The following is a 24,430-nucleotide window of genomic DNA, read 5'->3' as shown; positions in this document are numbered from 1 at the left end:
AGAGTATCGCGGTCCATCTGGTGGGCAGTGATACCATTAAAATCGGCTGCACCCGGGGAAAAAAAGTGAAAAATTAAAAATTACAGAAGCGCTTTACTTCAGTTCGACCTTCCTTGGTTCCACTTCAGGTTTGGGCTCTTTTTTGTGAACTTTGGCTTGACCTGAATCTTTCCGGCACTTTCCGGTATTTTATAATTTATTGAGCTTTTGCCATGAACCTTATCTTATTAAATAAGATTGCAGTAAGGTTACTCTGATCTATCATGGCCAAGAAAACCCTCACCACGGAACAGGGGGTCCCGGTTGCTGACAACCAGAACCCTCTCACGGCCGGGCAGCGTGGCCCGGTTCTTCTTAAGGATGTCCGCCTGATCGAAAAACAGGAGATGACGTTATGACTGACGACAGCAAGAGCCCGGTAACGGCCGGGGCAAACAAACAGGCAACCGGCCGGGGCAGGTCCATCCAGGACTGGTGGCCGAACCAGTTGAACCTGAAGGTTCTTCACCAGCACTCTCCCCTGGTAAGTCCGATGGGCGGGGAGTTCAACTACGCTTCCGAATTCAACAATCTCGACCTGGCGGCCACAAAGAAGGATCTGAAGGCGCTGATGACCGATTCGAAGGACTGGTGGCCGGCGGATTTCGGCCACTACGGGCCCCTGCTTATTCGCATGGCGTGGCACAGCGCCGGCACGTACCGTACCGGTGACGGTCGAGGCGGCGCCGGTTCCGCCCAGCAGCGCTTTCCGCCCCTCAACAGCTGGCCCGACAACGTGAACCTCGACAAGGCGCGCCGGCTGCTCTGGCCGATCAAGCAGAAGTATGGCAGGAAGATCTCATGGGCCGACCTCATGATCCTTGCCGGCAATGTCGCCCTGGAGTCGATGGGGTTCAAGACCTTCGGCTTTGCCGGGGGCCGTGAGGATGCCTGGGAGCCGGAAGAGAGCGTGTACTGGGGTTCTGAGAGCATGTGGCTGGAAGACAAACGCTACTCCGGCGAACGGAAGCTTGAAAATCCCCTCGCTGCCGTGCAGATGGGACTGATCTACGTCAATCCGGAAGGCCCGAACGGCGTCCCTGATCCGGTCGCTGCGGCAAAGGATATCCGCGAGACGTTTGCCCGCATGGCCATGAATGACGAGGAGACGGTTGCGCTCATCGCCGGCGGTCACTCCTTTGGCAAGACCCACGGCGCCGGCCCTGCAACCCACGTGGGACCCGAGCCCGAAGCAGCCCCCATCGAGGAGCAGGGACTCGGCTGGAAGAGCAGTTTCGGCACCGGTAAAGGCGGGGATGCGATCACAAGCGGCCTGGAGGTCACCTGGACCAACACGCCGACGAAGTGGAGCAACAACTTCTTCCGGATCCTGTTTGAAAACGAGTGGGAACTGACAAAGAGCCCCGCCGGTGCGCACCAGTGGAAGCCGAAGGGCGACGCAGGCACCGGCACGGTGCCGGATGCCCACGACAAGTCGAAGCGTCACGCGCCAGCCATGCTGACCACTGACCTCTCTTTACGGTTCGACCCTGTCTACGAAAAGATTTCACGGCGCTTCATGGAGAACCCGGACCTGTTTGCAGACGCGTTCGCCCGGGCGTGGTTCAAACTGACGCACCGCGACATGGGCCCGCGTTCACGCTATCTCGGTCCGGAGGTCCCGGCAGAAGAGCTCATCTGGCAGGATCCCATCCCTGCCGTCAATCACCCGCTGATCAATGCACAGGACATCGCCTCGCTTAAAGGTAAGATCCTTGATTCCCGCCTGTCCGTGTCAGAGCTGGTCTCGACCGCCTGGGCGTCGGCGTCCACCTTCCGTGGCTCCGACAAGCGCGGCGGTGCCAACGGTGCCCGGATCCGCCTCGCGCCGCAGAAGGACTGGGAAGTCAACCAGCCGGCCCGGCTGGCGAAGGTGCTCAGGACCTTAGAGGGCATCCAGAGCGCGTTCAACAGCGCAGCCTCCGGTGGCAAAAAGGTCTCGCTTGCTGACCTGATCGTCCTGGCCGGTTGTGCAGGCGTCGAGCAGGCTGCAAAGAATGCCGGTTACAATGTGACGGTCCCCTTCACGCCGGGACGCATGGACGCTTCGCAGGAACAGACCGATGTGGCCTCCTTCGCTGTGCTCGAGCCGAAGGCGGACGGCTTCCGCAACTACGAAAAGACCCGCTTTGCCGCATCGGCCGAGGAGTTGCTGGTCGACAAGGCGCAATTGCTGACCCTGACCGCGCCCGAGATGACGGTGCTCGTTGGCGGCATGCGTGTCCTGAAGACCAACTTCGGCGGATCACAGCACGGCGTCTTCACAAGGCGCCCGGAGGCGCTCACCAACGACTTCTTTGTAAACCTGCTCGACATGGGTACAGAGTGGAAGGCGGTTTCGGACGCCAGGGACATGTTTGAGGGGCGCGATCGCAGGACCGGCGAAGTCAGGTGGACCGGCACGCGTGTCGATCTCATCTTTGGTTCGAACTCCCAGCTCCGGGCTCTTGCCGAAGTCTATGGAAGCGCGGACGGGCAGTTGAAGTTTGTAGAGGACTTTGTTATGGCCTGGACCAAAGTGATGAACCTTGATCGCTTTGATCTCGCCAGATCATAACATAAACGTCTTTTTATGGTGGAGAACCTCACGAAGTTGTATAAGGAACCCGGGCAGCGGGTGGCAAAAGGGCTGAAACTTTGAACGGTGCAGGGAACGGTCCGCGTCTTATCTCGTGGAACATCACGCTCAGGTGTCCCCTGAAGTGTGCCCACTGTTACGTGGACGCTGGCAAACGAGAAGCAGAGGGAGTGCTTTCCACAAAGGAAGCGTTCGGCATCATCGACCAGATCTGTAAGACCGGGAAACCAATTGTCGTGCTCTCCGGAGGGGAACCTCTCATGAGGGAGGATATCTTTGCCATTGCCCGGTACGGGACTGAACGGGGGCTCCGGATGGTCATGGGCACCAGCGGGTATCTTATCGACAAAGACACTGCAGTAAAACTCCGGGGAGTGGGGATTCGGGCAGTGGCCATCAGCCTGGACTCGAAAGACGCGGCGACCCACGATTCGTTCCGCGGCCTTGAGGGGGTATGGGAGCGGGCCGTTCAGGCCATCGGGCACTGCCGCAATGCGGGGATCGCTGTCCAGATCAATATGTCGGTGATGCGGTCTGCCATCAGCGATGTTGAAGACGTGATCGGGCTCGGGACGGCTCTCGGGGTCAGTGATTACCAGCTCTTCTTCCCGGTTCCTACCGGAAGGGCACGGCAGATAGAGTCACGCAGGCCGGAGGAATACGAGGAACTGATCCGGCAGATCCTTATCCGGTACCGGAATTCCGATCTGAATATCCGCCCGACCTGCGCCCCCCAGTTCCGCCGGATCGCGGACGAGGCTGGCATCCGGAACCCGGCATGGGGCCGGGGCTGTCTTGCGGGAATCAGTTACTGCCGGATTTACGCCAATGGCGATGTGACGCCCTGCCCGTACCTGCCGGTTAGCACCGGCAATGTGCGGACTATACCATTTGATGAGATCTGGTACCATGCTGAAATCTTCCGGGCACTCAGGGATCCGGACCTGCTCACCGGTAAATGCGGGCGGTGCCGGTATAAAACCGTCTGCGGGGGCTGCCGGGCGCGGGCGTTCCGCGGGGCAAATGCCCTCCCCCATCGCTGGTGTGACGGGCTGGAAAAACCGGGCGCTCTCATAGGGGAAATCTGTGCCGAAGATCCGTTATGCCCGTACGAAACGGGGGATGCAGCATGACGGAAAATGTGCTGCCGGACCGGCTGGACCTGTGCATTCTTGATGCCCTGCAGCAGGAGATCCCGCTTGTTCCCCGGCCATTTGGAGAGATCGCATCACGGCTCGGGATCCCTGAGCAGCTCCTGCTGGAACGGCTGCGGCGGCTTCAGGATGCCCGGATCATCCGGGGCATATCGCCCATCATCGAGTCCCGGCCGATGGGCCTTGCCGCAGCAACGCTGGTTGCGCTTCCCGTGCCGCAGGACAGGATCTCCACTGTTGCTGCCATCATCAGCCGGTATCCTGAAGTGTCCCACAATTTCCGGCGGGACCATCATTACTCGCTCTGGTTTACGCTTGCCGCAAAGGATGACACGGCTCTCCGGCAGGTTCTTGATACGATCCTCTCGGAGACCGGAATACCTGAGGATACGATCCTCAATCTTCCCACCGTTCAGAAGATCAAGATCGATGTGCAGTTCCCGTTCACCCGGCAACAGGAGGAGGAACCCCATGGACCCGCATGATCTCCAGATCCTCTCATCTCTTGAAGGCGGCCTCCCGCTCGTTTCCGAACCCTATGAGGAGATCGGGAAGCAGATAGGGATGAACGGGGAGGAGGTGCTGGAGAGGATCCGCGATCTTCAGGCTTCCGGCATCATCCGCAGGTTCCGGGCCCGGATCAACCAGCGGCTTGTCGGGATTACAGCCAATGCCCTCGTTGCATGGAAATGCAACGGGCAGGAGGCTGGCAGGATCGGGGGGTTGCTGGCTTCCTACCCCTGCGTCACCCATTGTTATGAACGCAGGCCGGTGCCGGGTAAGTGGGAATATAACCTTTATACGGTGCACCACGGCTTTTCCCGCAAAGAAGTTCAGGAGGAAGTCCGGCTGATCGCAGGCAAAACGAATCTTACTGATTACACCATCCTGTTCAGCACCGAAGAGTTCAAGCGCGTGCCGAACGTGAGGATCCGGGAGAACGGGGGCGGTGTCCTGTGAACAGGATCACCCAGTGCCTCCATGGCCGGGGCACTATCAGCGCCGTGATGAAACACCGGCATGCACACCCCGCCAAGGTACCGAGCGGGCTCATGGCATTTTCCGGTATGCCGCGCCCGGTCGTTTTCTGGAATATTACCGACCGGTGCAACCTCTCGTGCGAGCACTGCTACAGCCGTTCAGGTCCTGATCGTGACGTGGCAGGTGAACTGACAACTGCCGAGGCGATCGCTTTTATTGACGACATGGCCGGATTTGAAATCCCCCTCATCCTTTTTACCGGCGGCGAACCGCTCCTGCGCCATGATATCTGGGAACTTGCAGGCCACGCTGCGGCAAACGGGATCAAGACGGCACTCAGTACGAACGGCACCCTGATCACTGCGGAAAATGCCCGGAAGATCAAAGAAAGCGGGATCGAATATGCCGGGATCTCGCTCGACGGGGCGACTGCAGAGACCCATGACCGGTTCCGGAATGCTCCCGGTGCATTTGACCGTACGATTGCAGCATTTGCCCGGTGCCGGGAAGCAGGAGTCCGGTGCGGGGTGCGGGTCACGCTGACAAAGGAAAATTTCGGGGAACTTAACGACCTCATTGATCTCTCCCGCTCCCTTGGTGCCTCCCGGTTCTGCCTGTACTGGCTCGTCCCGAGCGGCAGGGGAAGCGACAGCTATTCCCGGATCCAGCTCGGCAGCCACGAAGTGACTGAAGCCCTCTCGCTCCTGTACCGGAAGGCACAGGAGATCCCGCCGGATGAGATGGAGTTTCTTACGGTTGACGCCCCGCAGGACTGCATCCACCTGCTCAAGTCCATGGAACGGGACGGTTCACCGGACCTTGAGGATGCAAAAAATCTCCTGAAGTCCTTAAAGGGCGGGTGCAGCGCAGGCAACCGGGCGGCAAATGTCGATCCCCGGGGAAACGTTTACCCCTGCCAGTTTGCCAGATTGCCGGTTTTTTTTATCGGGAATATCCGTACGCGACCGTTCAGTGTACTCTGGACCGATGTTTCCAACCCGATCCTCTCCCGGTTCCGGGATAAAACCGGAGATATCGGCGGAAAATGCCGGACATGCGGATATTTCAATCTCTGTGGCGGGGGGTGCAGGGTGCGGGCGTTTGCAGCAACCGGGGATGTATCAGCCGGTGATCCCTTCTGTTTTATCAATCAGGATGTTTGGCAGCAGGAGTAATGAGATGAGGGCCTTCTCGCGGAAATACAGTACGGCCGGGACTGTTCATCTCCGCCTCACTCCGCCTCGCGCTCGCTCCCCTCTGTTCCGCCCGCAGATCCTCCCGGCTCCTTTCTCCGGTTGATCCGACACGATGACGCCCCAACCTTGTTATCCTACTCCTTTTTGCCGTTGATGCGACAGATGTAGTTCGCTCAGTAACTCAATTTGAGAGCGTCATGATCCATCTGGTGGGCAGGGATGCCGTTAAAATCTGCTGCACCTAAAAGAAAAAAAAGTGAAAAATTAATAATTACAGAAGCGGGTCACTTCAGTTCGATCTTCCTTGGTTTCACTTCAGGTTTGGGCTCTTTTTTGTTAACTTTGAGTTCCAGCACTCCCTCCTTCATCGTACCTTCGGCTTTTGCCGGATCAACTTCTTCCGGGAATGAGATGGACCGTTCAAATGCGGAGTACGCCCGCTCGCGGTGGAGATAGTTCTTCTTCTTGTCTTCTTTCTCTGTCTCTTTCTTTGCACGGACGGTCAGTCCGTCCCTGTTGACCTGGACCTCCACATTATCCTTCGTAAAGCCCGGGAGCTCGACATGGATGAGGTAGTGGTCTCCCTCATCGATGAAATCGAGCGGTGCGTACCGGACCGGCAGCATGCCGAGGTCCTGCATCTGCATCTCCAGCGGAATATACGGTCGCATCATGACATCGAACGACCTCCGGAAGTCATCGAAGATGGAGTCGAAGTCACGTTCAAGCCAGCTCTGCCCTCTCCGGGGTATCTGCGAAGAACCCGGAGTGATGGGAATTACATCAGTACTTTTTTTCTCAGGTTTTTCACGGGTCATAGGATCCCTCCTATGTTTCACTTTTAGTTAGTCTTAATTAACTAATAAAGTTTTTGCTCACAGGGGCTTTGCACCTAAACCACCATTCTGCACCTAAAGTCTTAAGTCTGCACCTAAAGTAGGGCGGGGATGATACTTTAAGTGCAAAGCCGTTCACAGGTTCTGATAAGATAACGGGATTTCCAACAAAAAACAACGGACTGATAAATGGCGGGACTTTAAACAAGAAGCATGGGAAAAATAGCCGTAAGTCAAAATCACAAGCAACAATTTTACCGTGAAATATTGTTAGGTATGGCACGGCGTGGCGGTCGTATCTTTAGTTTTTTTGCAGGATTATCCTTCTGGGAGCAAATTGTAATTGTTATAATTATTGCTTTCGGGTTTTTTTGTATTCTTATTTTTTAATTGCTCAAACATCGATATATTTTATTCCTTTGTAAGTGGGAAGACCCAACAGAATGAATCCATCAGAACCAGCAGTGGTTTGATCCGGTTAGAATTATTTTACAGCCAATCCGATCATCATCATCCAGCGGTTGCCGGTGAAATCCAGCGGGATATCTGCAATTTGTGCCTCTCTCTGTCCCCCGGTTCCCCGATGTTTTCATTCTGTGTATAATGATAAAAAAACTGAGCCTGGATTTTCAGCTGCCCTCATTGGTAAGGACCAAAAAACTCATGCAACTCTCACGATGGCGCCCGTATTCCGCGCCAATGTGATGAGAGTCGTCCCGCCGCACCAGCCGTCCATGTACGACCGGGCGGCAGATTCTGCATCCCGCACACCAGTATCGCACACGGCATAGAGTGCCGGCCCGAACGAGCTCATGCCAGCGCCAGCTGCACCCGCCTGCCGCATCGCGCCTAGAAGCCCGCCCATCTCCTTTGGCTGGAGGCTGTGTTCGACCTTCTTGAACCCGAGGCTTTGGATATTGTTGACCGATGAGCCGAACAGGTCGAGGTCGTGTTCCACGATGCCGGGCAGCATCCGCACCAGCACCTCGTGGCAGAGAGCTTGCACCTCTTCAAGCGGCACCGGGCAGTGCTTCTGGAAGATGTCCAGTTCCCGCCCGCCGCTTGCACCTTTCGGGATGTCGGGGATCGCGAGCATGATTTTCCAGTCCTTTGGGAAGTCGTGCCGGACGGTGACCGGTGCAGGGCGGATCCCCTTTGAAGCGGATGACGGGGCAAACCCGGTCTTCTCAGCACCCGGCCCGAACCGGTGCCCGCCGTCAATAATGAAACCGCCGATCTCAAACGCCGCGGTGCCGATGCCGGATGTTCCGCCCCGGCCCGTCATCTGTGCAAGCTCATGAACCGTCATCTGCCTGCCATAAAGCTCGCAGATTGCCCGTGAGGTTGCAAGAGAGATCTGCGAGCCGGAGCCAAGGCCGGTATGGGAAGGGTACGAGGACCGGACCGTGATCGATGCCCCTGCCCCGGCACGGATGCCGGCAAGCGTGCGGGTTGCGATATCCCTGACCAGCCGGCCGGTTGCCTCATCGCAGCCGGAAATTTCCACTTCAGCACTCTGCTTAGCTTCCAGCAGCACGCGGGGGTCGTCCAGCGCAATCCCGATGCCGCCATCAACCCTCCCGGACCCGCCGTTCATCTCGATGAGTCCGAGGTGGATACGGCTGCCGGTCTCGACAATTACGCGCCGCTCATCAAGGAACCGGTTGTAGGGGAACTGTTCGGTGATGAAGATCAGGGGTTTTTCCCTGTGGATGATCCGGTAATCGCGGGAGACGAGAGGCTCGTTTCTGCAGACCGAAAACAAGGGTCCGGTCGTGCCATCTGCGGGGGTGACGCGGGCAGAGAGGATCTCGCGCCGTGCCTCGATCTTGTGCCGGCTGATGATTTTACCGATCGGGATATCCGCCTTCATAAGATCCTCTCTGAACTCCGGCGATAGCCGGGAGAGGGGCGTCTCCGAGACAGCGTAGATGAGAACGGTGCCGGTTTCCGCGTCTTTTAACTCCACAACCCGGTGGTTGACGCTTTCGCCGGTGGGGATGCCGAGCCGGTCAGCAACCGCAGCATCCGCAGGGACGACTTCCTGTACGATTGTCTTGATACTGACCTGATGTCCCGTTACCGCTTCAAGGAGCTGCGTGACTGAACCGTCAGTCCCGAGAAGAAATTTCTGGAAGGGAGAGAGGTGCCCCACGTCCCTCTCGATCTTATCAAGGCCCTTAGTGATATCCATCCCGATGATCCTCTGCACAAGGACTAATAAGGATACTGATCTCCGGTACAGTACGAGAACAACTATGGCACCGCAACCGGCAGCAGGAAAGACTGCTTCGCAGCTCATGGCAGCGACGATGGTCGTAACGATGATCGGGATCTTTTTGGGAATCTACCTTCTCTTTGTCAATTCCGGACTTGCATTCCGAATCGTTGCAACGCTCCTCGTAGGGGTTGTGGGGACGCTCAGCTTCCTCCGGCATTCGGTATATTACCGGTCTGACCAGGCCCGGATGGGCTGGACGCAGGAGCACCCCGAGTTCCAGATCGAAGTGGGGTACGCGAACCTCGCGATCGGTATCGCGGCATTTGCCGCAGCGGTCTTCAACTGGGGGCCGCTTGCCTGCGGGATCACGCTCTTTACCTACGGGACATACCTGTTCTGCGCATTCCTGCTCCATCTCAAACAGGCCATTACCCCGGACGACCTTTACCGCCCCGGCCAGCGGCAGCGTGCGGTACGCAGCACTGTCAGTACCGGATTCTTTGTTGCGGTGCTGTACATTTTTACGTTTCTTGCGATAACCCACATCGGGTAGGGATTAAAAAAGGAAATCATTCCAGCTTTTTTTTGGCGCGATCTGTTTCGGCCGGCTCTCTCCCACAAAGCGTATTATTCCGGACAACTTTCTTTTTTGAAATATCTTTGATGATCCTTGTGGAGTTTTTGCATTGACACGCGGGAAGAAACCAACGGCTGCGATTGATGAGGCAAAGAGCTGTGCGGAGAAGATGGGGTACCGGTGGTGCGGGAACACGGACCCGGAGTTTCCCTTTGATGCATTTATTTTTCGCGATGCGGTAATCGCGGTCGTGAAGGTGAAAAAGATCCGGTACTCCATCAATGACAAAACGCCGGCCGAGAAATTTTTTCCGGAAGAGATCGCGGCCCTGCGAGCCCTGCCGATGCCGCGCTTCGTGCTGCGCGAGCTCTGGGTGCGTACGCAGAACGAGCGGGCGTGGAGGCGCTTTTACATCCTGAGCGACGTTGTCGGAGAGCTCGGGTTCAACCGGGTCGAGGGGTATGTCAACCCCCACTATGACAAGGAGAAGTGGAAGACAGAGAGGGAGATCATCATCAATCCGCTCGAAGCGCTAAAAAGGCTGCATCAGGGGATGTCTATGGAATCAGGACGGTCAAACCCCCCACCCGGAGATGGGGAAGGTGGGTCTGACGGTATCTGATTATTGCCAGGTTATACCCCCTTCCATAGTCTCTAAGGATACAGGGGATCTTTCTCCGACGGAGGCTTTGTATTCTGGTGTGTGTTTGGATCAATCTCGAATGGAAATGGTGTCCACGCCCACGGAAAATATTGATTAAAACGGGCTATTCACAAAAATACCGTTGTATAACCGGTTAAAACCCTGCTAAATAGCGGGCTTTTTAGCCCCCTGTTTTTTGGGATATATTACAGGTTGATCCGGCCAATTATCTGTTAAAAGAAACAAGCAGTCGCCCTCATATATTTGGAATTTATATAAAAATAATATGAATTTCACTCCTTAAACTGGTGGAAGTGCTGTTTTTCGGTCATCCTCATCCTCCAGTTCAACTTCCCGGTCGTGATCTTCGTATATCTTTTTCATATCGATCTCCGGGAATGCGCCAAAGATTGAACGAAGCGGTTTGACAGGATGTTGATTCTGATTCGATAGCTACCATTTGGTTGACGCCAACAAAATGGTATGAAATCATGACAGTGCAGACTCACGCACTTTCTCCATCTCCGGGCTATCTTTTAATAGATTATCACAAAATTCTCTCTATAGTCTGATACCATGCCACGCACTTCTGTTCAGGTTTCGATCGCCCCTGATGTATTCCGGTGGCTATGCGATACTTCCGGATGGCGTGCGGAAGAAATTGCACAGCGAATTGGTGTCCCTGAAAATGTTGTCAGAAGATGGTGGGATGGTCATGATCCCGTTATCTTACCCTTACATAAAGTCGAGCGGCTTTCATCAGCATTCAAACGCCCGCTCGCTGCGTTCTTACTTTTAAAAGTGCCCGATGAACCGGCATTACTTCAGGATTTCCGGAAGCTGCCCGATATGAAGGAAGATATATCCTAAGAAGCACAATCCGCGATCCGGAGAGTAATGATGCTGTAAAAAGTCTGTCGCCTCGATCTCCTGCCGGATAAACCAATGATCGGATCGTCTCACAGGAATTCGCGCATGTCATCTTTCTCGATCCCGGCCTGTTTGAGGATCTCGATGAGCGTCCCGACCGGAAGATCCTTTTGGTGTACCGGGACAACCACCCGCCGTTTTGATTCGGGATGAAAAAAGATATGGTGGCTTCCCTTTGTCCGGTCAAGGACAAACCCACGGCTTTCCAGAATTTTTATGGTCTTCTGCGGTGTCAGCCGCGGGAGTTTAGGCATGTGCCTTTACCATGACCGTGTATTCGAGGATACCTTCTTCGGTCGGGATCTCCTCTCCGTGAGCTTTGAGGCTTTCGAGGTAGAGCTCGATTGCTTCTTTTGCCATTGCAATAGCTTCTTCAATGGTGTCGCCGAACGTGACGCAGCCGGGAAGCATCGGAACGATTGCGGTATACCCGCCTTCCGGCTCTTTCCTGAGCAGAACCCGATAGCTCATCTGATCCATAGTGCTGATCCTATTCCTTTTGTTTTGTGCTCTCTGGTTTATCTCTTCTGTGGATGGTTATAGATTTGCCGATGAGGTCAGTGAGAAGACATCAAAGATCCCTGCGGGATCTTCTCAAGCTTGCCCTGCCTCTCAGGCAGAACTCGCTTCGATCACCCCTATCTCATCCGCAGTCAGCCCGTACAATTCATACACCAGCGCATCGATCTTCACATCCATCGTGTCGATCTCCTGCTGCACGAGCCGCTTTTCCTGATCGGTCTTGGCCTTCTGCAAATATGCATGAAGTGATAGCATCTGCGTCACAAGATCGACCATCCGGTCGTGCCGGGTTTTGTCCGCGAGTTTGTCGAAGTCTGGGGTGTAGATGGGGAAATTTTTCAGGACAACATATGCTGGCATGAAAAAACCAGCACGAAGTTTAGGTAAATTTGTCTCGAACAAGAAATACGTTAATTTGCTGTTTAAAACTCCCAATAAATATTTGTCAGAACGCGGAATGATGAAGCACTTATTATTCGTATAATAACGAGCTTCGTCCAATGTGAATTCTGGTTTTTGACAAATTTCCGGATAGACAATTTTTACTTTTTCAAATTCTGTAAAATAATCAATCGTGTCCTGAATCTCGTACCATTCGTACAATCCGGGTTTGCGACCTTTCCATTGTTCGCCGTTCCAATCAATAGGCTTCGGCATTAAATTCGCTTTGAATCGTTTTAGATAATTCAAAATTGCAGGATATTGTTTTATCTCAATCCCATGTCGTGTGAAAATTAGAAACTTACCCTCGTTTCGTGGTGCTTTGTATCTTTTAACATCTTTTCCAACAATAAATGGTTTAATAATTTCTGCACTTTTCGGATCTTCCTCAATCAATCGGTTTCTCGTTTTTTCATCAATCACAAATGCATCATTAAATCCAGTGACGATTCCCCGATAAACCGCTCCCATCACGTAATCTTCCAGCGGCCTCCCCACACTCTGCAACTTCTTCAGCAAATTCTCTGTCCGCTTGTCGCCGAGCGTCCAGCTGCCGTCCGTGAGCGATTTCTGGTCGATGGGGTGCCGGTGTGCTTTGACGTACTCCGCGAGATCGGGGAAGTCGAGCGTGTCCACCTTCGAGACGCAGAACTCGCGGGAGGGTTGGGCGTTGCTGACCCGGAGGATGCAGGGGTAGGTGGTCGCGTCCTTGAAAACCGGAAGATCGCCGAAGTCCACGACCTCCTCGATCTGTTTTGTTAAGAGGAACTTGCGGAGCGGTTTGCCGTAGTTCGCCCTCATCCACTTGTTTGCCACGATGTACGAGAAGATCCCGCCCTCGCGTAAAAGCGAGATGCCCTTCTCGATGAAGTACGCGTACAGGTCGGCTGTCCCCTGGTAGACCGCGTAGCGCGACTGGAAATATTCTTTCTGCTCCTTGAGCGACTCCTGCCGGACGTACGGCGGGTTGCCGATCACCGCGTCGAATCCGCCCGCAGCCATTACCTGAGGGAACCCTGCTTTCCAGTCGAATGCGTTGACGCGCTTGCGCTCCTCCATGTTGAACGGGTGTGCCTGCCTGTAATCAAAGAAGTCCGGCGCAACGAGCGAGTTGCCGCACCGGACGTTGTGGTGCAGGGACGGGAGCGCCCGCTCGGCCGTGAGCTTGAGCTGCTTTGCAACGTTCTCCTCGCTCTCCTCTTCCAGCACCTTGAGGAGCAGCGAGAGTTTTGTCACCTCGACAGCCTGTGTGTCGATGTCCACACCGTAGATGTTGTTGAGGAGGATACGCTTACGTTCCGCTGTCGTCAGCTTCCAGCCGCTGCGCAGTTTCGACCCGTCGCCATTGGTAGTCTTGTACACCGGCAGCTCGAACCCGCCCTCTTTCTTCGCCGCTTTTTTAGAACCCGGCGGTTCCGGCAGGAGCGCCCGGACTTCCGGTGATGTCGCAGGGTGGTCGATTAAGACCGGGACGAGTTTCTCGATGTACCAGTCCCGGTGCCAGTCGAGCAGGTACTGGTACGCGCCCAACAGGAAAGATCCCGATCCGCACGCCGGATCGCAGATCCGGAGCATTGCCACGTCGCGGGGCGTTTTCCTCTTCAGCAGTTCGCCGACCGTTTTCTCAACGATGTAATCCACGATATACGACGGCGTGTAGAAGACCCCGCCGGCTTTTCGCACCTCCGGCTTGTCGTCAACGTCCGCACGGTGCGACGCCGTGAGCCGGATCACCTTTCCGAGGAATTGTTCGTACACATGCCCCAGCATCTCCGCCGGGATCACCGAGAACTCGTACGGGCTCTCCGGGTAGTACAGGTGGTTGATGATCCGGGCAAGCACATTGTCATCGATCACCAGTCCCGGTGTCAGCGTGTCGGGCAGCTCGTCGCGGCCGGGCTCCCCGGTGAAATAGAAGAGCCCGGAGTTGTACTTGTCGTCAGCGGTGCGGAACAGTTCGCACAGCCGGCCATATACCCCCTCTCCATCCGTAAGGGTGCGCAGCGTCTCGTACTTCTCGATCCCCCTGTCCTCGCAGATCCGTAAGAAAATGATCCGGTCGATGATCAGCTGGACAGCGGTGTTGAGCTGCTCGACCGTGAGTAATGGATTGCGGAGCGCGATGTTCCGGGCAAGTTTGAGCCGCCAGTCCTCGATATCCTCAAGGAACTTCTCGTCAACGCCGGCTGTGCCATGCTTCTCGCCGTTTGTCGCAACGTACTTGTCATACGACCCTTTCAGGATCGCTTCCGGTGAGAAGACAGACGCGATTCTGTCCCAGCGCTCAGGATAATTCTCAAACGTGAGGAACGCGATCCGGGCGGTTGCAGCATTGTCCTCTTTCCGGATCGGCACGTTGCAGTCATAGACCGCGAACTCCTCGAAGTTCGTAAGAATCGATAGTTTGAGCCCCGCGTTCCATGCATACCTTCGCAGCTGGAGCGCAGAATCCAGATCATCTTTTATCGGCACGGACGGCTTTTTCGCTTCGCAGATGAACTTGCGCATCCCCCCGACACGGAATGAGTAGTCGATGAACTTCGTCTGCCCCCGGATCCGGATCGGGTCCTCGTGGGCGACCTCCTTGTACGCCTCCGAGTATCCCTTGTTGTTGTCCACATCCCAGCCGAGCGCCCGGAAGAACGGGTCAAGGAACTCCCGCCGCAGCTCTGTCTCGTTCTTCTGCCCCTTATGGTATACAAACCGGTTGTCGGCATACCGCTGGACAAGATCACGGACGGCTCCGGGGACTGCCATTATGACAGATGTTGCGGTATGACACGAAATATTTGTTGAACGGATGTACCGGGACCGGTGTGGCGCAGGCAGAATTCCCTGGCTGCATCATCATTCCATGCCTTTATTATTCAGGCAGTCCGACTCGTAAGAGGATGTCTAAGAAAGAGCATACGATGAAACTTGTCGATGAGAAGACCGGCCTGATGGAATGCCTTGTCTGCGGGGAGAAGCACAACGCTGTAATGAAACCGGGTCCTGACGGTAAATTCCTGCCCGAAAACTGGGAGTGCGTCAACATGTGCAAACTGATTCATGACGAACCAAAGAAATCCAAAAAGAAATAAATTTTTTTAAACAACGCACTGTTGAATTTGTTCTTTAGTTCATTTTCCCCTTTCCCCCGTTTCTCCATTCTCCTGGTTATAAATCCACCCTTAATTGCGAAAAATGGGCTCTGTAGAAAACCTGATCTAAAACAGAGTTGTACCGACGACCGAAAGAGCTAAGGTACGGTGTCTCCTTACCTTGTTATGCAATCAACCTGTAAGGAGACGATATAGTGTCAGCAAACCGGTATATCAGGTTTGTTGAAATATCATCCGGATTGATCAAAGATTCAAGAATTCCTCTTTTCTCTTCCAAGTTCTCAAGAAAAACCTATACCCAACACCAGTTACTCATTCTCCTTCTCCTGAAAGAATATCTGTCTGAAGATTACCGGGACACGATCGAACTAACTGAGATCATGGATTCTCTCAGAGAGAAGATTCACCTCGATGAAGTACCTCATTTCACGACTATCCAGAAGTTCTGTCAACGGATCCGATCATTCACTTTCACCCGGTTACTTAACCGGCTCATGAAAATGTTCTACGACTGGGGCGAGAGGATCCCTTGTACTGCTATCGATTCATCCGGGTTCACCAGCTCCTATGCCAGCCATTATTATTCGTGGAGAACCGGTAAGACCAGAAAACGGTTCCTGAAAACCTCGATCTCCGTTGATACTGATCGTCAGATTATCACCGGTCTGAAGATCTCCCAGCACCCGGTCCATGATATCCCTCACGCTGAAAAACTCCTGAAACAAACTCACAGAACCAGACAATCCGACCTCTATGTCATGGACAAAGGATACGACTCTGAAGAGATCCATGAATTGATCCGGGACTCCCTCAACTCCTGTTCCCTTATCCCGGTCAGAAACAGAAAACGGAAACGAATCTCCGGGTATTACCGAAGACGAATCGCTCAGTCATTCGATGAAGATAAGTATCATCAGAGAAATAAGGTCGAAACGGTATTCTCCGTCCTGAAAAGAAAGTTCGGAGAAGCCCTCAAGGCTCGAAAATATAGACTCCAGATCAAGGAGATCAAAATTAAAGTGATCCTCTATAACCTCTCAAGAATGATGTTAACAATTTCAGTTCTTATTCGTATTGAGGAATTCTACAGAGCCGAAAAATGGAAAATGCGGGGGATCTTAAAAAAACACCAATGATTCCTGAGTTGCCCTTTTTTAATGCCGTGGGTATACTTGTCTAACTCACCACAATGGATGACACCCCGCAGTCGGTCTGGCCTGCCAGGTCCTTGACACAGACACCCAAGGGGTACGTCCCCACTCTGGACGGGGCTTTCCCGGTCAGGAAACCGTTGACATCGATTATCATGCCCATGGGCGGGGCACTTCCCGCGGCCAGCGAACTGGAAGTGAACGTGTAGGGAGGGGTCCCGCCGGTGGCAGTCGCAATCTGCGTTGAGCAGGGCTCATCCGGGCAACACTCGCCTGATAAGGGGATGAGGGTGACCCTGCTGCCGGATGCATAGTTTGTTGTTGTTGTCGGTGTCCCCCTTTGGAACACGCAGGACTGAGTCTCCGGGTCATAGACCGAGCCGGGATAATTCGCCGTGCAGTAGTCCTGATAATTTGTGAAGGTAGTCGTTGTCCGGATCTTACTGAACTCTGCGGTGACGGTCTTGTCCTTTGTCATACTGACCGTGCAGTCCCCCGAACCGGAGCATGACCCGAACCACCCGACGAACCGGACGCCACCGCTTGGGAATGCAGATACGACAACCGAGGTACCATAAGGGAATTTCAGGATGCACTGTGCCCCTCCCGAAGTGGGTGAACAGGACTGCTCACGAGCCTCCGGGTTCCAGCCAATCGTTGTCCCTTCCATATCCTCTGCAGACAAGCCACCTCCCATGATGATTGTCAGGCGGGTGTCCGGCCCGGAAGGCTTTGTTGTGGCAGGTATGGTTGTCGTGGGAGGTATGATTGTCGTTGCGGGTATGGTTGTCGAGGTCACAGGAACCGGTTGAGAAGTTTGTGTTGTGGAAGTTGTTGCGATTGTGGGCGGGTTTTTATATAATTCCGGGGGATATGAGAACGTGATAGAGGACTGATCATAGCTGGGCCTGAAAACGAAATCAAAGGTTTTTGTTGTATATTTGCCCGTTCTTCCCGGGAGATCAGCCCAGTTGGTGCAGGTTGTGTACCCGTATTTGTCAAAACAGCGCCCGTTGCATTGCAGGTGGCAAGGATCCAGTATGAAATTATACCCGTGAGCTTCGCAGTAATCGTAACACGAATCATGTTCCTGGCAGCCCGTATCGGTAGGACATTCAATGACCCCGTAGTACCAGCATGTTCCGGTCTTGTCACGGTTCTCGATAGCGATCTCATGCAGCTCTTTGCATCGTCCGGTCGGACAATCGGGACCACAGGCTCCCCGGCACAACGCGCCCGAGGTGAACCCCGCGTCACGCATCCGGGGTGCCTCCTTCGTTCCGACCGTCATTCCGATGGGACAGCCCTTGTCATCATAGTAACCCTTGGTGAAGGTAGTATCCGGAACGATGTCCGGCAGTATGAATGGGGGGGTGATAAGGTCAACATGGACAGTTCCCCCGGTCTGGGCCACATTCCAGTCGGTAAAAAATGTATTGTTTGTTTCTGCCGCCCGTACCCCGGGAACGAAAACCGTCACGCAGGCTGTTAAGAAGACAAGGATTGTGAGGGTGCACACGACTGCTCCGGATACCTGTAGGGTAATCTTATCCATCACCTGTCACCCCTTTTTTACAAATATTATGGAAAAATCATCAGTGTGCAGGGCATCTGCAATCGGGTCGTAGGAGAGAAGCGGGCTTTTTGTTCCTTTTGCGGAATAGAGCTGGTACCGGTTTTCTGCCACTCTCTCCCACCGGCCAATCGCATAGTATCCAGTATCGGGATATCGGAGAGTTGCCATACCATTCGTATCAAACTGCATCTGCAGGCCTGTTGACTCCACGGTCCATGTGCCCACTATGGGGTCACTGGTGCTCAATATCCCAAACGCAAGGAGTGCGACTACAATGATGACAATGAGAACGAGTATTCCTGCAATTACAATCCATCTTTTTTTTGACCGTGCCGTATTTACCGTGACCGGTGTCGCAGGATTCCCGATCGGATTGACGACTTGGATGGGAAGAACAGGCCCGGGACTTTGTCTCTCTTCCACCATGATAACACCTTCCCATATTTGCATTAAAATCTTTGCTCTGGAGAAAAGGTCAATGATGAGAAATTGTAAAAACCTGAGAAGGTTACGGGCAATCATTTTATTGGCGATTTCCATCATCTGAAGAAGAGATCGTCTTGCCATTGGATCGCTACCGGACTTTCTTTTCAATACAGAGAATCGGTTTTCAATGAGTTGCTATCTTTTTATATTTTTCATCATCGGACCGGCGAGCCATTTCCTGATGATATTTCCGCAGATGGTCTCATTATTCCAGGAACGTTTCGGAAGGATGGACTCTGCTTGAAGATTTTCACGGGTAAACGATGGATTTCACCAGAATCATTAGGATTTCAAGAGTACAAATTTTTTAAAAAGAGATCCCAAGGGCTCACAGTGCAGGAGGCAGGCCGGCGAGCGACCGTATCCATCCCTGCGTCCCGGGCGGTGTCCCCGTCGTATTGACCTCCCATAGTTTTGTCCGGCTCAGGAGGTCGGCAATGAACCGGTCCCGTATCGAGGTCTTGCGGGAATTTTTGACAAGGAGATGCGGGTTGAAGTAACTGTTTGCTGCAAACAGTTCCCGCCCGGCACCCGGATCCAAGGATCGGAGCACCTCCGGATCGGACGGGTCGCGTTTCAGGACAACAACGGTCTTGACTGTAGTAAGCGGGAACAGCCTGCCTTTTCCCACGACCCAGCGGATATCCGCGACAGCCCGGCCCTCGGCGTCGTACTCTTCAGATTTGACGAGCCCGTCGAAGTCCTTCCAGATGGTGGCAAGGTCCTGCCGGATGTAAAAATTCTTCTCAGAGCCATAAGCAAGGATGTCAGGCCCGTAGACCCGGGAGAAGAACCAGTCGTCGGCAACAATCCGGGTCCTTGGGTCGGAGAGGAGCCCGTAGGTCTGGGTGGTCTTGCCGGCCCCGGACTGCCCCACGATGCAGAGCCCGCAACCCCCGACATCGATACAGGCGCCATGGACCGAGTAGATGTTATGCTCGTCCTCCAGGATATCGCCGGCACAAGCGAGTGCAAGGGATTTGATCCAGCCGTAGTAATGGATATTCAGGAGGAACGCCGTCTTCGAGTACGGGTCATAATACACGGTGTCGGCAGGGCAGGCAGGATCCGCCAGTACAAACAGCCGGCCATGGGAGCGGACGTTCTGCGACATCGAGTAGAAGTTCTCCTGCCATGTGTCACGGATCTCCGGGTTATCGGAGAGGAGCTTGATGCAGCACCCGTAGATCTCGGATTTTACCTCATACCTGACCTTCGGGAGGAGCCGTGCCGCTAAGTCCTCCTTTTCTTCCAGGGTGATCAGGGTGATGGTATAGGCCATGCGCCATCACCGGGCCGGGTAAATCAGCGGGACCGTCATACCTTGTTCCCTTCAGGCATCCCGGTGAAATCCCCGTACCGCAAACCAGATGCCCAGCATTATCAGGAATCCCGCGGTCAGGAGCGGCCAGAGATCTGCCGGTGCCCAGATGACACCGACACCGATGAGTATCAGGAAGATGCCAACAAGAAGCATCGTTATGTTCATCCTTTTGAGTCCCGGGTCTGCAGTTTCCGGAGTTTTTGTCATGGCGGGCACCAGTGCCGTTGCAAGGAATCCCAGCCCGAGGCCGATCAGCACGCCGGATCCGGAAAAGCCGGTCAGAAGTCCGACGCCGAGTCCGATGAGGACCCCGGCCGGTATGAACCCGTACCTGCTGTGTCTCTGTTTTCGTTCAGTCCGCTCTTCGTCTTTCATATGAAAAAGTATTTTTACGCCATATCCTGATAAAGCCGGCAGTAAACACCGGTTCCTGCGCCGGGTTTAATTATTTCCGGGCCGATCCTTTTACTGATGAAAACAATGGCAATCGCCCTCATCCTCATCTGTATGGCAACAGTGGCATTTGCCGGGTGCACGGCAGGTCCGCCTGCTGCGGCACCGTTGCCTTCCCCCACTCCCGTCGTGACCGGAGTACCTGCAACACCCGCGGACGCGACAAGCTGCACCTCCGCCGGGGACTGCGTGCCGGCCCAGTGCTGCCATCCCGCGAGCTGCACAAACAAAGCGTCAGCCCCACCCTGCGAGAACAAGTTATGCACGATGAGCTGCGAAGGGCCGATTGACTGCGGCTCCGGCGCCTGCGGGTGCGTCAACGGCAGGTGCAGTGTTATCCCGGCACAGGCATCTGCAGGCCACACAGCGCAAAAGGTCTCCGTAAGGCTTGAAGCGTTCCCGCAGCGGTACTCCCCGATGATGTCCTCGACGCCCGGCATCGGGCTCACCCCGAATGTCACCGGCTTTATAGCGGCGAATACGGACTATGCAGGGAATGCCACGGACATTAAATGGAATGCCATAACCTACGAATGGAATGCCACTTACGGTAGTTTCCTCACATGGGATGCACCGGATTACAAGGTCCACCAGATCGGGAACCCGGTCGCAACAGATGGTAAGACAATCTACTGGACGTTTATGGAGAAGCCGGCATCTAATAAGGAACCGGTCGTCATCACGGTCACGGCACGCGACATGACCCGCAGGGGTGCGGTCCTTGGTACTTCTGCAGTCACACTTAGCTGGGACGGGGATTACGCGGTATACGTAACAGATATCCGGTAATTTTTTTTGAGCGAATTGTGACAGCCCTGATAAAAAATCCCCTGAGTTTGTGATCTAAAAAAAGCCTGAAATTTTATATCTATCTTTGGATAAACCGCCCTGCCTGTCCTGAACAAAGCAGACAAAAAGGATGAAAAGAGATCAGTAGTTCTGTGCCAGCAGCTCAAAATACGCCTGCGGGTGGTCGCAGACCGGGCATTTTGCCGGCGCGGATTTCCCGTCATGGACGTACCCGCAGTTCCGGCAGTACCATTTCGATGGGACATCTTTCTTGAAAACCTCGCCCTTCTGCATGTTGGCAAGCAGCGTTGCGTACCGCTTCTCGTGGTGCTCTTCGACCTTTGCAACCTGCCTGAACTGGTTGGCGATCTCTTTGAAGCCCTCTTCGTCCGCGGTCTTTGCAAATGACGGGTAGAGGGTGCCCCACTCCATTCTCTCGCCCGCGGCAGCCGCTTTTAAGTTTTCCTTTGTCGTCCCGATCATGCCCGCGGGGTATGCCGCAGAGATCTCAACCTCCCCTCCTTTGAGCAGCTTGAAGAAGAGTTTAGCGTGCTCCCGTTCCTCCTCTGCGGTCTGGGCAAAGATCGCACCGACCTGCTCGTAGCCTTCCTTCTTTGCAGCGCTTGCAAAGAAACTGTACCGGTTCCGGGCCTGCGACTCGCCGGCGAATGCAGCGAGCACGTTCTTTTCAGTTTTACTTCCTTTGAATTCCATTTCAGTCAGGACTCCATCTGATCGTTCTCATCCACGGGTATTATACCCTGCTGTCTGGACAATCATGCCGGTATTGCCCTCTGGCCGGTTTGTGGCACCCGGATTTCCCACATGTTCAATCCCTCATCCCCATCTTCCCATCAAGCCAGTCGAACTTTCCGGCAAATGACTGGGCGAACGCACCGAGCTGGCAGTGGGAGCCGGCACCGAACTCATCTGAGTAGACCATCAGTTCCTTATCGCATGTGAGATGGTCGTAGAGCGCCCTTGCCTGCACCTCGCCCGGGTCGAACTGGTCTTTTGTTCCGGCAGTTACGAGCGTGGGGCACCGGATGTTTTCCGCCCGCCCCACAAGCGAGAAGTCCATGTAATCCGCCCATAAGAGCGCGGGCGAGCTCTTGTTGAACGCGAACATCCCCTGCTCGTTGAGCCAGCGGGTAAAGGTGCTCTTCTCCATTGCCTCCCGGATCCCGTCGTTGAACTCTTTTGGATCTGACTTCAGCCATTCCTGCAGTTCCTTTTCCGTCATGTTCGCGAACGGCCCGCCACCTCTTTTCATGCCGGCAAGAAGGTTTTGCCCGACATCATATGTCCCGCCATCCGCTATCAGCGCTGTGATCCGGGGCTCGTAAGCAGCGCCCCGCGGGGCGAGGTAGCCTCCAAGCGAGATCCCCCAGAGCGCGATCCGGTCACGGTCAACGTCCGGCCGGCTCACGGCATAATCGACAACCGGCACAATCACGTTCTCCCAGTCTGCCCGGAACGGGAGGTGCTGCACCCGGATCACCCCGCCCTGCCCCGGCCCCTCGAATGTCAGGACATTATACCCGCGTTTGATGCCTTCCATCGCGTACGGGTGGAGTTCTTCCTGGCAGCCGTCAAATCCGGTCTGCACGATCAGGAGCGGCCGGGCTTTTCCGGAGTCGTCAGCCTTGTAGAAATAACCCGGCAACGTGGTGTTCCCGTAAGGGATGGTGACGATCTCGTACGGGACGGTGTCGAGTGAAATCGCATCGCGGAACGCGTCCCGGCTCTTCTCCCACGTTTCCACAATGCGGGGATCGGACGGGTTCCCGTGCAGGAAGAACTCGGCGGTGCGGTAATAGGTTGCGGTCCGGTAGTATGCTTCGCGTGCCGTGACATTGTGTCCTGCTGCAAGGCTCTTATCGCCGTCTGCCCGGAAATGGTCGGCAGTCTTCTTCCATTCAGCATACCAGCTCTCAAAGTCGCCCTCTTTTATCCGGGACGCGGTGGCGAGGCACTCCCCGGTATCGGCCTCGCCCGCATACGCAGCTGCCAGCGTCCGCTCCAGTTCAAACGCGAACTCGGGATCAGAGAAGACCAGGGGAGGACAGGAGCATGCAGCCTGCGGGGCTGGCTTGAGCGCCTGTGGTGCCGGCACGGAGGGGGCAGGAGTCATACAACCTGTCGTAGCGAACAGGAGGATGAGGGCACAAAAAAGAAAAAAAACTGCAGGAATTTTACGCAATGCCATAACTCATCAGCGGAATTTCGTGCAGGAACGGTGATAAGCGTTTGGATATCCTGCCGTTCCAGATGGGAAGCAAGCAACGGTTTTTCCCTGTCACAGGCAGAATACCTTGTATGACTGCGGAAGCGGATGCAGTAAAAACCGTCGCCGGGCTCATGGTGCTTGCGGCACGGACAGCACCGAAAGCGGTTGGGCAGGACTCGGTCGTCTGCCGGGTCGTGACAGGAAAAGAGCAGGAGAAACTGGCCGCACGGATCGAAGCGATGGGAAAGGCGCTTGGCATGGGCTTCTTCTTTGTAAACGCCGGTCAGGTGAGAAAGAGCGATGCTACGCTGCTTATCGGTGTCGAAGGCACAAAAGCGCTCGGTCTCAACTGCGGCGGGTGCGGGTTTTCCACGTGCGTCAACATGATCAAAGCGGGAGAGGGGGCGGCAAAGAGGAAGAAGTCCGTGTACAGCGGCCCCAACTGTGTCTTCAAGGTCTCGGATCTTGGCATCGCGGTCGGGTCTGCGGTCAAGACGGCATCGATCCACAACGTGGACAACCGGATCATGTTCACCGCGGGGGTCGCCGCCCTTGAGCTGGGCATGCTGAAAGGGTGCAGTGTCGCGTACGGCATCCCGTTGAAAGCTGCCGGCAAGAACCCCTACTTCGATGTGGTGATTAAGCACTGAGATGCGTGAGCATCGAGGTGCTTATGAACCACCGAAATGTGTTAACATTGAGGTGCCGATCAGGCACTGAAATACGTCAGTATTGATGTGTTGATCAAACACTGAGGTGCGTCAGCACCGATGTGGTGATTAAGCACTGAGATGCGTGAGCATCGAGGTGCCGGCCCTCAGGCAATAAATCCCCCATCATTACTTTTCCCGCGAAATCAGACGGTACTGGGACAGACGAGATTTTCATGAGAGTGAGAGGAGTCTTTTTTGTATGCCGGCTGGTAGTGCTCCCGAATTCCTTGTATTCATCTTCCTTGTTGTGAATGGTGTAGTCTTCTTCCTCTATGCTGCGGACAAGAGGAGGGCTGCAACCGCGAGGTGGAGGATTTCCGAATCCCTCCTGTTGTGCAGCGCTCTCATCGGGCCGTTCGGTGCATTCTTTGCGATGCGGCTCTTCCGGCACAAGACGCAGAAACTCCGGTTTTTCGTAGTCCCGCTCTTCTGCCTCCTCCAGATCCTTGCGATTCTCTGGTTTATTTCCGGATCTTCCTGAAAAGA

24 protein-coding genes and 1 pseudogene are annotated in these 24,430 nt (G+C 54.7%); 14 read left to right on the top strand and 11 right to left on the bottom strand.

The window, feature by feature from the left end:
* Positions 1-263 precede the first annotated feature (263 nt).
* The 6 genes and pseudogenes from OS112_10505 to OS112_10480 all read left to right on the top strand — a co-directional run bounded on the left by OS112_10505 (position 264) and on the right by OS112_10480 (position 5,927).
* Positions 264-380, top strand: a pseudogene (locus OS112_10505) (catalase).
* 14 nt (positions 381-394) lie between these two features.
* Positions 395-2,596: a catalase/peroxidase HPI gene (gene katG, locus OS112_10500; protein WAC04868.1), complete on the top strand. Its 2,202-nt coding sequence runs from the start codon at positions 395-397 to the stop codon at positions 2,594-2,596.
* Positions 2,597-2,676: 80 nt separating this feature from the next.
* A complete protein-coding gene (locus tag OS112_10495; GenBank protein ID WAC04867.1) occupies positions 2,677-3,750 on the top strand; it encodes a radical SAM protein in 1,074 nt (357 codons plus the stop codon).
* Positions 3,747-4,256: an AsnC family transcriptional regulator gene (locus OS112_10490; protein ID WAC04866.1), complete on the top strand. Its 510-nt coding sequence runs from the start codon at positions 3,747-3,749 to the stop codon at positions 4,254-4,256. The genes OS112_10495 and OS112_10490 overlap by 4 nt, the downstream gene beginning before the upstream one ends.
* Positions 4,243-4,731, top strand: a complete 489-nt coding sequence (locus OS112_10485; protein WAC04865.1) for an Lrp/AsnC family transcriptional regulator — start codon at positions 4,243-4,245, stop codon at positions 4,729-4,731. Before OS112_10490 ends, OS112_10485 begins: the two co-directional genes overlap by 14 nt.
* The gene (locus OS112_10480; GenBank protein WAC04864.1) at positions 4,728-5,927 is read left to right on the top strand and encodes a radical SAM protein; all 1,200 of its coding nucleotides are present in this window, start codon (positions 4,728-4,730) and stop codon (positions 5,925-5,927) included. Before OS112_10485 ends, OS112_10480 begins: the two co-directional genes overlap by 4 nt.
* A gap of 305 nt (positions 5,928-6,232) precedes the next feature.
* Here the strand turns inward: OS112_10480 and OS112_10475 are convergent, their stop codons facing one another.
* Together OS112_10475 and OS112_10470 are read right to left on the bottom strand one after the other, a co-directional pair.
* The gene (locus OS112_10475) at positions 6,233-6,766 is read right to left on the bottom strand and encodes an Hsp20/alpha crystallin family protein (GenBank protein WAC04863.1); all 534 of its coding nucleotides are present in this window, start codon (positions 6,764-6,766) and stop codon (positions 6,233-6,235) included.
* A 679-nt stretch (positions 6,767-7,445) separates the two neighbouring features.
* A complete protein-coding gene (locus tag OS112_10470) occupies positions 7,446-9,086 on the bottom strand; it encodes a beta-ribofuranosylaminobenzene 5'-phosphate synthase (GenBank protein ID WAC04862.1) in 1,641 nt (546 codons plus the stop codon).
* Between OS112_10470 and OS112_10465 the strand changes: the two genes are divergently transcribed.
* The 3 genes from OS112_10465 (at position 9,043) to OS112_10455 (ending at position 11,095) form a co-directional block, all read left to right on the top strand.
* Positions 9,043-9,558: a hypothetical protein gene (locus tag OS112_10465; GenBank protein ID WAC04861.1), complete on the top strand. Its 516-nt coding sequence runs from the start codon at positions 9,043-9,045 to the stop codon at positions 9,556-9,558. The two genes, OS112_10470 and OS112_10465, sit on opposite strands and share 44 nt — an antisense overlap.
* A 133-nt stretch (positions 9,559-9,691) precedes the next feature.
* Entirely contained in the window at positions 9,692-10,204 is a 513-nt protein-coding gene (locus OS112_10460; GenBank protein WAC04860.1) for a hypothetical protein, read from the top strand.
* 597 nt (positions 10,205-10,801) lie between these two features.
* Complete coding sequence (locus tag OS112_10455; protein WAC04859.1) at positions 10,802-11,095, top strand: hypothetical protein; 294 nt, start codon at positions 10,802-10,804, stop codon at positions 11,093-11,095.
* Between the two features lie 89 nt (positions 11,096-11,184).
* Here the strand turns inward: OS112_10455 and OS112_10450 are convergent, their stop codons facing one another.
* From OS112_10450 to OS112_10440, 3 genes are all read right to left on the bottom strand, one after another.
* Positions 11,185-11,409 (bottom strand): type II toxin-antitoxin system HicA family toxin, encoded by a 225-nt coding sequence (locus OS112_10450; GenBank protein WAC04858.1) that lies wholly within the window; start codon positions 11,407-11,409, stop codon positions 11,185-11,187.
* Positions 11,402-11,635 (bottom strand): type II toxin-antitoxin system HicB family antitoxin, encoded by a 234-nt coding sequence (locus tag OS112_10445; GenBank protein WAC04857.1) that lies wholly within the window; start codon positions 11,633-11,635, stop codon positions 11,402-11,404. Before OS112_10445 ends, OS112_10450 begins: the two co-directional genes overlap by 8 nt.
* A 132-nt stretch (positions 11,636-11,767) precedes the next feature.
* Entirely contained in the window at positions 11,768-14,875 is a 3,108-nt protein-coding gene (locus OS112_10440; GenBank protein ID WAC04856.1) for an Eco57I restriction-modification methylase domain-containing protein, read from the bottom strand.
* A 134-nt stretch (positions 14,876-15,009) separates the two neighbouring features.
* Here OS112_10440 and OS112_10435 point away from each other — a divergent pair, with 134 nt between their 5' ends.
* Together OS112_10435 and OS112_10430 are read left to right on the top strand one after the other, a co-directional pair.
* Positions 15,010-15,201, top strand: coding sequence for a hypothetical protein (locus tag OS112_10435; protein ID WAC04855.1), 192 nt, complete (start codon positions 15,010-15,012; stop codon positions 15,199-15,201).
* 215 nt (positions 15,202-15,416) lie between these two features.
* A complete protein-coding gene (locus OS112_10430; protein ID WAC04854.1) occupies positions 15,417-16,358 on the top strand; it encodes an IS5 family transposase in 942 nt (313 codons plus the stop codon).
* Positions 16,359-16,398: 40 nt separating this feature from the next.
* On the opposite strand, the gene OS112_10425 is transcribed toward OS112_10430, so the two are convergent.
* From OS112_10425 to OS112_10410, 4 genes are all read right to left on the bottom strand, one after another.
* The gene (locus OS112_10425; protein WAC04853.1) at positions 16,399-17,928 is read right to left on the bottom strand and encodes a hypothetical protein; all 1,530 of its coding nucleotides are present in this window, start codon (positions 17,926-17,928) and stop codon (positions 16,399-16,401) included.
* 6 nt (positions 17,929-17,934) lie between these two features.
* Positions 17,935-18,375, bottom strand: a complete 441-nt coding sequence (locus OS112_10420; protein ID WAC04852.1) for a hypothetical protein — start codon at positions 18,373-18,375, stop codon at positions 17,935-17,937.
* A 388-nt stretch (positions 18,376-18,763) separates the two neighbouring features.
* Positions 18,764-19,717: an aldolase gene (locus OS112_10415; GenBank protein WAC04851.1), complete on the bottom strand. Its 954-nt coding sequence runs from the start codon at positions 19,715-19,717 to the stop codon at positions 18,764-18,766.
* A gap of 51 nt (positions 19,718-19,768) precedes the next feature.
* A complete protein-coding gene (locus OS112_10410; GenBank protein WAC04850.1) occupies positions 19,769-20,134 on the bottom strand; it encodes a hypothetical protein in 366 nt (121 codons plus the stop codon).
* Positions 20,135-20,230: 96 nt separating this feature from the next.
* Between OS112_10410 and OS112_10405 the strand changes: the two genes are divergently transcribed.
* Complete coding sequence (locus OS112_10405) at positions 20,231-21,001, top strand: hypothetical protein (protein ID WAC04849.1); 771 nt, start codon at positions 20,231-20,233, stop codon at positions 20,999-21,001.
* A 141-nt stretch (positions 21,002-21,142) separates the two neighbouring features.
* Here OS112_10405 and OS112_10400 read toward each other — a convergent pair whose 3' ends face one another.
* Together OS112_10400 and OS112_10395 are read right to left on the bottom strand one after the other, a co-directional pair.
* Positions 21,143-21,715 (bottom strand): rubrerythrin family protein, encoded by a 573-nt coding sequence (locus OS112_10400; protein ID WAC04848.1) that lies wholly within the window; start codon positions 21,713-21,715, stop codon positions 21,143-21,145.
* A gap of 115 nt (positions 21,716-21,830) precedes the next feature.
* Positions 21,831-23,135 (bottom strand): alpha/beta fold hydrolase, encoded by a 1,305-nt coding sequence (locus tag OS112_10395; GenBank protein ID WAC04847.1) that lies wholly within the window; start codon positions 23,133-23,135, stop codon positions 21,831-21,833.
* A gap of 185 nt (positions 23,136-23,320) precedes the next feature.
* Between OS112_10395 and OS112_10390 the strand changes: the two genes are divergently transcribed.
* Positions 23,321-23,881 carry a DUF2148 domain-containing protein gene (locus OS112_10390; protein WAC04846.1) on the top strand — a complete coding sequence of 187 codons (561 nt, stop codon included), beginning with the start codon at positions 23,321-23,323 and terminating at the stop codon, positions 23,879-23,881.
* Between the two features lie 262 nt (positions 23,882-24,143).
* On the top strand, positions 24,144-24,425 hold the full coding sequence (locus OS112_10385) for a DUF1294 domain-containing protein (GenBank protein WAC04845.1): 282 nt from the start codon (positions 24,144-24,146) through the stop codon (positions 24,423-24,425).
* The last annotated feature ends 5 nt before the right edge of the window (positions 24,426-24,430 follow it).

Origin of the sequence: Methanoregula sp. (genome assembly GCA_026625165.1) — an archaeon.
GTDB lineage: Archaea > Halobacteriota > Methanomicrobia > Methanomicrobiales > Methanospirillaceae > MVRE01.
This window is presented reverse-complemented; position numbering and strand designations above follow the sequence as displayed.

Bases quoted from the DNA above. Each gene is read 5' to 3' on its own strand.
- OS112_10445 (WAC04857.1), bottom strand. From the start codon at position 11,635: ATGGATCAGATGAGCTATCGGGTTCTGCTCAGGAAAGAGCCGGAAGGC.
- OS112_10485 (WAC04865.1), top strand. From the start codon at position 4,243: ATGGACCCGCATGATCTCCAGATCCTCTCATCTCTTGAAGGCGGCCTC.
- OS112_10465 (WAC04861.1), top strand. From the start codon at position 9,043: ATGGCACCGCAACCGGCAGCAGGAAAGACTGCTTCGCAGCTCATGGCA.
- OS112_10405 (WAC04849.1), top strand. From the start codon at position 20,231: ATGAAAACAATGGCAATCGCCCTCATCCTCATCTGTATGGCAACAGTG.
- OS112_10395 (WAC04847.1), bottom strand. From the start codon at position 23,135: ATGACTCCTGCCCCCTCCGTGCCGGCACCACAGGCGCTCAAGCCAGCC.
- OS112_10390 (WAC04846.1), top strand. From the start codon at position 23,321: ATGACTGCGGAAGCGGATGCAGTAAAAACCGTCGCCGGGCTCATGGTG.
- OS112_10400 (WAC04848.1), bottom strand. From the start codon at position 21,715: ATGGAATTCAAAGGAAGTAAAACTGAAAAGAACGTGCTCGCTGCATTC.
- OS112_10450 (WAC04858.1), bottom strand. From the start codon at position 11,409: ATGCCTAAACTCCCGCGGCTGACACCGCAGAAGACCATAAAAATTCTG.
- OS112_10490 (WAC04866.1), top strand. From the start codon at position 3,747: ATGACGGAAAATGTGCTGCCGGACCGGCTGGACCTGTGCATTCTTGAT.
- OS112_10455 (WAC04859.1), top strand. From the start codon at position 10,802: ATGCCACGCACTTCTGTTCAGGTTTCGATCGCCCCTGATGTATTCCGG.
- OS112_10440 (WAC04856.1), bottom strand. From the start codon at position 14,875: ATGGCAGTCCCCGGAGCCGTCCGTGATCTTGTCCAGCGGTATGCCGAC.
- OS112_10435 (WAC04855.1), top strand. From the start codon at position 15,010: ATGTCTAAGAAAGAGCATACGATGAAACTTGTCGATGAGAAGACCGGC.
- OS112_10425 (WAC04853.1), bottom strand. From the start codon at position 17,928: ATGGATAAGATTACCCTACAGGTATCCGGAGCAGTCGTGTGCACCCTC.
- OS112_10470 (WAC04862.1), bottom strand. From the start codon at position 9,086: ATGAGCTGCGAAGCAGTCTTTCCTGCTGCCGGTTGCGGTGCCATAGTT.
- OS112_10475 (WAC04863.1), bottom strand. From the start codon at position 6,766: ATGACCCGTGAAAAACCTGAGAAAAAAAGTACTGATGTAATTCCCATC.
- katG (WAC04868.1), top strand. From the start codon at position 395: ATGACTGACGACAGCAAGAGCCCGGTAACGGCCGGGGCAAACAAACAG.
- OS112_10420 (WAC04852.1), bottom strand. From the start codon at position 18,375: ATGGTGGAAGAGAGACAAAGTCCCGGGCCTGTTCTTCCCATCCAAGTC.
- OS112_10410 (WAC04850.1), bottom strand. From the start codon at position 20,134: ATGAAAGACGAAGAGCGGACTGAACGAAAACAGAGACACAGCAGGTAC.
- OS112_10385 (WAC04845.1), top strand. From the start codon at position 24,144: ATGCCGGCTGGTAGTGCTCCCGAATTCCTTGTATTCATCTTCCTTGTT.
- OS112_10415 (WAC04851.1), bottom strand. From the start codon at position 19,717: ATGGCCTATACCATCACCCTGATCACCCTGGAAGAAAAGGAGGACTTA.